This is a genomic window from Halomonas organivorans (assembly GCF_014192055.1).
Classification (GTDB): Bacteria; Pseudomonadota; Gammaproteobacteria; order Pseudomonadales; family Halomonadaceae; genus Halomonas; species Halomonas organivorans.
In genome coordinates this window covers 32,573-39,836 of the sequence record NZ_JACHXM010000005.1, presented here as the reverse complement: position 1 = coordinate 39,836, position 7,264 = coordinate 32,573, and the positions used below count along the sequence as shown (strand labels likewise).

At 69.7% G+C, this 7,264-nt stretch carries 3 protein-coding genes; 1 reads left to right on the top strand and 2 read right to left on the bottom strand.

Annotated features, from left to right (window positions below; translation table 11 throughout):
* Window positions 1-437 precede the first annotated feature (437 nt).
* Window positions 438-1,355 (top strand): sensor domain-containing diguanylate cyclase, encoded by a 918-nt coding sequence (locus FHR96_RS07115; protein WP_183386976.1) that lies wholly within the window; start codon window positions 438-440, stop codon window positions 1,353-1,355.
* A 6-nt stretch (window positions 1,356-1,361) separates the two neighbouring features.
* On the opposite strand, the gene FHR96_RS07110 is transcribed toward FHR96_RS07115, so the two are convergent.
* Together FHR96_RS07110 and FHR96_RS07105 are read right to left on the bottom strand one after the other, a co-directional pair.
* Window positions 1,362-2,447 carry a Wadjet anti-phage system protein JetD domain-containing protein gene (locus tag FHR96_RS07110; protein ID WP_183386975.1) on the bottom strand — a complete coding sequence of 362 codons (1,086 nt, stop codon included), beginning with the start codon at window positions 2,445-2,447 and terminating at the stop codon, window positions 1,362-1,364.
* Window positions 2,440-7,263 carry a coiled-coil domain-containing protein gene (locus FHR96_RS07105; RefSeq protein WP_246392843.1) on the bottom strand — a complete coding sequence of 1,608 codons (4,824 nt, stop codon included), beginning with the start codon at window positions 7,261-7,263 and terminating at the stop codon, window positions 2,440-2,442. The genes FHR96_RS07110 and FHR96_RS07105 overlap by 8 nt, the downstream gene beginning before the upstream one ends.
* Between the last annotated feature and the right edge of the window lies 1 nt (window position 7,264).

The window sequence follows — 7,264 nt, the reverse complement described above, 5'->3', positions numbered from 1 at the left end:
GCGCCGCGCTGAACGCTCAAGAGCGCCGACGGCGCATGTTCCGGCTCATTTCCGGCCTGTCAGTGCGTGCAGGCGCTTTCCGCGCTCGCCACCTCCGCTCTGGCAGGTGGTATGCTCGAAGGGCCGCACAGGTTCCCCGGCTTCTTTTCGCCCTTCCCTTCGAGCCGAGCGATCCAACCCAGGACCGAGCCAGCGCACCGCAACACCTTGCACATGACAGCGCGACGACGTAAAACTTGCCGCCAATCTCGTTGATAAGTCGGCTGCCTGACCGCAAATGTCGGTGATCTCCTACGACTGATGGTCGGTGCCGGCGCCTTATGACGTGTGTATCATAAAGCGCTTAATAACTATAAGGCTCGCTCTTCCCCGACGATCGCCGAGCACGCAAACGATAACGACATCCTGTACGCAGCAGGAACCAAAAGGGAAATGTCATGCCTCCCATCGATGTCATGCCGCGCAGGGAACGGCTAGAACCGGTGAGGATCCTGGAACTGGCCGAGCAACTGCCCGGCCTGATCTTTCAGTTGCACCGCAACGAAGACGGCCACCTGCACTTCCCCTGCCTGATGGGCAGCGGGACTCGCCTGCTGGACCTGGATCCGGACCGTCTGGCCGAGACTGCACAACCCGCCCTGGAGCGGCTTCACGAGGCGGACTATCCCCGCCTGATGGCCGCCATCGAACGTTCGGAACGCTGGGGAACCCCGATCATCAGCAAGTTCCGTCTCACCCTACCGAAGGAATCCTGCCGCTGGATCGCCGTTCGCGCCCAACCCCAGCGCGTCGAGGATGGCGTGCTCTGGCACGGAATGATGCTCGACATCAGCGAGCAGGTCGCCGAGGAAGAGCGCTTGCGCACCCTGTCGGACAGCGATGCCCTCACCGGGTTGGCCAACCGACGCAAGCTCCTCAAGCGCCTCGACGAGGAGATCTCGCTGAGCAACCGTCACGCCACCCCTCTGTCGCTGATGATGATCGATCTCGATCACTTCAAGACCATCAATGATACCTGGGGCCATCTGCAAGGCGATGAGGTGCTCACGGAACTGGCCCGCTGCTGCCAGGCCCTGCTGCGCGAGGAAGATCTGCTGGCCCGATTGGGCGGCGAAGAGTTCGCTTTGCTGTTGCCGCTCACCTCGCGACGCAATGCCCTCCACCTCGCCGAACGCCTGCGTCGGGTCATCGCCGAGCACACCTTCGGGCCACTCGGCGCCGGCCGCATCACCGTCAGCATCGGCATCACCGAGCACCGCGTCGGGGACTCCCGCGACAATCTGCTCCAGCGCGCCGACGGCAGCCTCTACCAAGCCAAGCACCGGGGCCGCAATCGCGTGGTCGGCGACGGCTGAACGCCCTTATCCGTCTTCAACCTTCGCTATCCACCGAGCCTCCAGCTCAGTGGATAGTGGCAACCCGGCCAACGCCAGAACCTGCTTATCTTCCAGCCATTCCTGATCCATGCCTCGTGGCAACCGGGCAGCACGCTGACCTTCTTTCCCAGTCAAGCGATGCAGGGGATGCCCGGAACCTTGCCTCAACGCGTCGGCCAGGGGCGCCATCAAGGCCGACAGGCGCAGACCCGGCAACTGGCTCTTGAGCCTCAGGAATATCCGTAACCCCTCAGCATCGAGATCCCCCCAATACGTCAGGCGCGGCAGCCTCAACAACCGCGCAAGGCCATGGCAGGGCGCCCCCTCGCCTACCAGTCTCACTCGACCGTTGTCACGGATCGCCTCGCCCAGAGACAGTCCGTAGCCGAAAGCACACACCAGCGCGAGCCTCTTCCCAAGCCCCAACCGCTGTGCTTGCTCGAAACTCTGGGGGTTCTCGATCAGCAGTAGCCCCTCCGGCATCTCAGGCACTTCGGCCAACAGCCAAGTCGGAGCGGCCAGAAACGCCTTCGGATCGATCCCGAAGGCACGCACCAACTCCCGTGGCAGCGTCTCGAGCAGCTTGCTGCTGCCAAGCAGGTAGCGAGCACTGGCCTGAAATGGGGTCAGCAGATACGCGCTCGGCAGGTCCGCGGCGAGGCGCCTCAGTCCCTCGGCCAGGCGGCACTGGTCCGCCAGCGACCATTCATCGAGGCCGCGCTCGAGGGCTCGAGACCAGGACGTCGCTTGATCGGCCGTCAGGTCGAGACAAGCATTCGGAGCAGCCATCGTCTGACGTAGCCGATGCGCAGCCTTCTCGGAGAGACCCAGCTGGAGGGGAACCTGGCTCTCGAGCGACCCGGGAGGTGCATCGACGACCCCTTGTCTCGCCAAGTCCGCGAGGGCTTTCCAGGCGATGAACTCGGAGTCGCACACCCCTGTTTGCTTCCATCTCCTTACCAGGCTTGCCGAATTCCAACGCTTGGCCTTCCGGCTGCGGCGAAACAGGCGGCACCATTCATCCTCGAGCCAGGCCTGTGCGGCCCGGGCGCTCTGCTCGAGTTCACTCATCCAACGGCTCGGTGACATGAATGCCGAACAGGCTGGCCTCCCCGGCGCTGCGTCCCATCGACTCGGGGGCGGTCAGGCGGCCGTCGCGCACCATCACGTGCCCGCCCTGCCCCTGGACGCCGCCAATCACGCTGCCCACCAGGTAGGTGGGAAAGATCTCGGCATCGTTCTCGTAGTTGGGGTTGTGGATCAGGCCAATCATCTGGAAGCGTCCACGGGTGTTGCGCAGCGAGTCCAGGGAATCCTGGATCAGGCGACGATGCGACAGCTTGGAAAACAGCCCATCGAGCAGGATCACGCTCTCGCGGCTGGCCCGGGCCCGGCGCTTGTGGTGGCCGGGCAGCTCACGCAACTCGCGCTCGATGGCAAATTCCGAGAGCTTGACCAGCCACATCAGCGACACCGCTTCGCGCTGGCCTTCCGACATCGCCTCGTTGAGCGAGAACAGCCGCCCGTGTGGCCGGATGGCGTCGTGCTTGAGGCGGATCGAGACGTCATGGAACAGTCCTCGATAGATCCGTCGGCGAATCTGGCCGAGCAGCTCCTCGTCGCGCCGCTGCGGTTCGCCGTCGACCATGACGCCGCCATCGCGCTCGGCCCGCCGGCGCAGGGCGGCCTGGTGCTCGTCGATGTCGGCCAGCAGTGCCTGGATCAGCTCGCGCAGCCCGTCGCCGCCAATCAGCCCGGCCTTGACCTCGAAGTAGGCGCCGCTCTGACCGCTGGAGCGATCGCCGCCACTGCGCCGGGCGACGCGCTTGAGGATGTCCAGGTTGCCGGCGGCATCGCCGATGATCGAGCTCAGCCGCTCGACGAGGGTGCCCTCGATCTGCTCCCGCGAGGCCTGCAGGCGCTCGACGCGGCGGCGATGCTCGTCGAGCTGCGTCTCCAACTGGGCATGCAGGCCGCCCAGCTCGTGCAGCGCGCTCTCGGTCACCCCCGGCAGGGCCGCCAGGCGTGCGCGCTCGGTATCGTTGAAGGCGCGGCTGTGGGCGGCCTCGTCCAGGGCCTGGGCGAGCTCACGCTCCACCGAGGCCACGCGTTTCGCCTGGCGCTCGCGATCCCGCGCGCGCTCGCCCAGGTTGAGGGTGCCCAGCGCGTCGAGCAGGGTCTGCTGTGCGCCCTCCAGCGCCTCGACATCGAGTTCACCGCCGGTCTCGGCCAGCGCCAGCCAGCGCTCGAGCGCTGCCTGATGGAACTCGGCCTGTGGCGCGTCCTCGGGCCAGACGATCGCCGCGTCGTCATCGAGGGCCACGAGCCGCGCCGCCCAACCGTCGGGCAGCTGGCGCAGCGCCTCCAGCCAAGCGATGCCCAACTGATCCACGCTGCCCAGGGCCGCCTGCTGGTCGGCCAGGCGCTGCTGCACCTCGCGCTGTTCGCGATCGCGCTCCTTGCGGGTCGCTCGGGTCTCCTTGAGCTCGCGCTTGAGCCGGGCGATGTCGCGCTCGAGCGCCTGGCCACCGCCGGCGGCGTCGCGCACCTCCAGGTAGGCGCGAATGCGCTGAAAGTCGAAATCGGCGCGCCGGCTGGCCCGGGCCAAGGCCGTTTCAAGGGCCGCGCGGCGCTCGTCGGCCGAGGCCATGAAGGCCGGTCCGCCCTCGCGTTCGAAATCGGCCAGGGCCCGCAGCCGATCGCGCTCGCCGTCGGCGAACAGCGCGGCGAGACTCGCCTCAAGGTCAGCGAGGCGGCGACGGGCGTCTTCCCGCCGCTCGGCCTCGGCGTCGCGGCGTGCCTCGGCGTCGGACAGCAGCTCCTCGAGCCCGGCGAGACGCTCGTCCAGCGTCGCCAGGCGCTCGGCGCCGCCGGCGTCCACGAACCGCTCGGCGGCCAGCCAGGTGTCGCCGTGGGCCTCGAGCTGTCGGGCGGCGCGGTCGCGCGTCGGCTCGCGCTCGACGAGGCGCGTCTCGGCGGTCTCCCGCGCGTCGATGGCTTCCTCGAGGGCCAGCTCACCGCCCTCCTGGAGAAAGCGCTGGAAGTCGTCGATGCAGGCCAGCGCCGCCTCGGAGAGGCGCGGCGCCAAGGCCTCGCGTTCGGCGTCGAGCGCCCGGCGCGACTCGGCGAGCGCCTCCAGGGCGATCTCGACCTCCGCCTCATCGGCCTCGCGAGCCTTCAGCGCCAACGCATGCCACTCGCCGTGAGGGTCCAGCCGGGCGCACTCCTCGGCCAGCGCCGCCTGGCGCTCGCGGTCCGCGGCCAGGCGGCGCTGGGTTGCCTCGCGCAGGGCTTCGAGATGGCGAGGATCCAGGGCGGCCTTGACCGCCAGGGTCTCCACCCCACGGATCGCCCCCAGAGGGTCCTCGCCGGCCGACAGCCGCGCCGCGAGTCGCTCGGCGTCGAGCACCGGCACCGCCAGCCCGGCCTCCACCAGCGTCTCGGCAGCCTGCTCCGCCGCCGCTTCACCGTCCACCACCGGCGCGAACAGCAGGCCGGCGGCCTGGGCCAGCCAGGCGCGGCGTGCCGCCTCGTCATGGTCGGGTGCATTGAGCACCTCGTGCAGCGGTCGCCAGGCGATGCCCGCCTCGTCCAGTCGCCGATGCGCCTCGGCCTCGACGACCCGGCGCTCCAGGGGATCGCCGCTGAGCCGTTCGAGATAGCGTTCGCGGCCCTCGATGGCCGCCTCGAGCCGCTCGGCTTCGCTGAGCAGGCGCGGATAGCGTCGCCGGGCATCCGCCAGCCAGACCTCGGGGGGGCGCTCGCTGTGCTCGGCGAAGGCCAGCCGGGCCCGGTGCAGGTCGCGCAGCCGAGTCTCTTCGACGTCCAACCGGTGGGTCTCGTCATCCAGCCGGCGGGCCTCGGCATGCAGGCGATCGCGCAGATGGACCGGCTCGTCGTCGCCGTGCAGCGCGCGATAGCGCTCGGCGGCCTCGGCCAGCGGAGCCAGTCGGGCTCGACACCGCTCGGCGTCTTCCCGCGCGCTGCGCGCCTCGCGACACTCGGCCTCGAGCTCGGCGAGCTCGGCCTTGCGGGCCGCCCAGAAGCCCGACACCTCGGCCTCCGGCCAGTCGCGGCGAAAGCTCTCCCAGGGGCCCTGGGCTTGGGCCAGCGGGCCTCGTTCGCCGGCCAGGCGCTGACGCTCGCCGTCGTGGCGGGCGAACTCGCCGCGCACCGCCTCGAGGCGCTCGCCGGCGCCTTCCCACTCTCGCCGCCGGGCGTCGCGTTCCTCCTCGAGGGCCTGTTGGCGAGCCAACTTCTCGTCGAGCAGTTCATCGGGGGACTCGCCGGGATGCGCGGCGGCGAAGTCGGCATGCCACTCGGCTACCCGGGACAGCTCGCCGACCCGGGTGCTGTGTTCGAGCAGCGCCCGTCGCGCGGCCTCGGCTTCACGTGTACAGGCCGTGGCGGTGTCTCCTGGCGCTTCCAGCTCGGCCTCGTCGAAGAGGCCATCGGCCAGCGCCTGGGTGTAGAAGCTCTGGTTGTCGACGAAGTCGCGCTGGCGCGACTCGAGCCGCTCGCGCTCGCCATCGAGGCCCTCGGCACGCTCGTCGAGCGCCTCCAGGTCAGCATCCAGTTCGGTGAGGTACAGCCGGTCGGCGATCACCTCGTCGCGGAACGGGTTGCCATCCAGGGCCTCGAAGGCCTCGGCGCCGGCGTCCAGGGCCTTGAGCGCGCGCTCGCGGGCGGTATCGTCATCGAAGGCCAGGCTGCCGGCCAGCCAGTCGCGGGCGGCCTCGAAGCTCAGGTGACCGATCTCCCGGGCCAGGGGCCAGGCGGCCTCGGGCAAGTGCACCAGCCGCCGATGTCCGTCGAGGCGCACCTCGGCCTCACCCAGGGCCCGGCGCAGCTCGCGCTCGCCGCGGCCGCACAGCCGCGCCAGCAGCCACGCCGAGACGCGCGGCCGGCCAGTGTCCCCGGCCCCCCAGGCGAAGCCGGCAAGGGTCTCGCGTTCGGAGCCGTCGCCTGCCGGGCGACCAGGCACGCCCGGCAGGCCGGCCAGGGCCCGGCCGCCCAGCAGCCGCTCGCCGGCGGCCAGCCCCCGGTCGAGGGCGGCGAGCTCGCCGCGAGCGCCGAGCAGCGCCTGGCCCCGGGTCGACAGCTCGGCCAGACGATCGACCTTGTCGACACTGCGCCGCTGGTCGGCCTCGGCTTCCTCGAGACGATGGCGCAGCTCGGTGATATTGGTACCGGAGTTGAGGATCACCTCCTCGATCAGCTCCTCGCCCTCGTCGGTCTCGCCGCGGGTCGCCCCGGACAGCACCTCCGGCGCCAGCACCTCGAAGAAGAAGGCCTGGTCGGCCTGCTCGCCGGCCCGCGGCCGGATGGCGTTGAAGATCTGGCTCTTGTCGGCGCCGCCCTCCTTCTGGAAGGCCGCCAATTGGGCCAGCTCGCGGCGCGACACATGGGCCCCCACCGCCTCCAGCCACTCCTCGCGGTTCAGTGTCAACCGCACGCCGCGCTGCGCCATGGCCGCCTTGACGTCACGGTTGGCGTAGAGCGCCAGCTTGCCGTCGGCGGTGTGGTGGTGCACCGGCACGTCCTCGAACGTTCCCGTGTAGTGATAGAAGGACAGCCCGCTGCCGTCGCTGTAGCCGTGGCAGCCGAACACGAAGGTCTCGCCGGCGACTTCCTCCCCGGCGGCCTCGAGCATGTCGTCCTGGCCTCCGGCACCGCTGCGCGAGCGGAACTCCACGCGCAGGTGGCTCCAGCTGCGCCCCTCGCCGCCGACGCTGCTCGGCGAGCACTTGCGGCGGGTACGGGTCAGCAGCATGCGGTCCCGGGACAGCAGGCCGATCAACGCCTCGGCGAGAGTGGTCTTGCCGAACCCGTTCTCCATGCTGATGGCGCTGGACTGGCCGCGCAGGTCCAGCAGCAGATGGCGCATC

What these genes read in the sequence shown, in the direction of transcription:
- FHR96_RS07115 (WP_183386976.1), top strand. Translation starts at nt 438, where the DNA reads ATGCCTCCCATCGATGTCATGCCGCGCAGGGAACGGCTAGAACCGGTG.
- FHR96_RS07110 (WP_183386975.1), bottom strand. Translation starts at nt 2,447, where the DNA reads ATGAGTGAACTCGAGCAGAGCGCCCGGGCCGCACAGGCCTGGCTCGAG.
- FHR96_RS07105 (WP_246392843.1), bottom strand. Translation starts at nt 7,263, where the DNA reads ATGCGCCATCTGCTGCTGGACCTGCGCGGCCAGTCCAGCGCCATCAGC.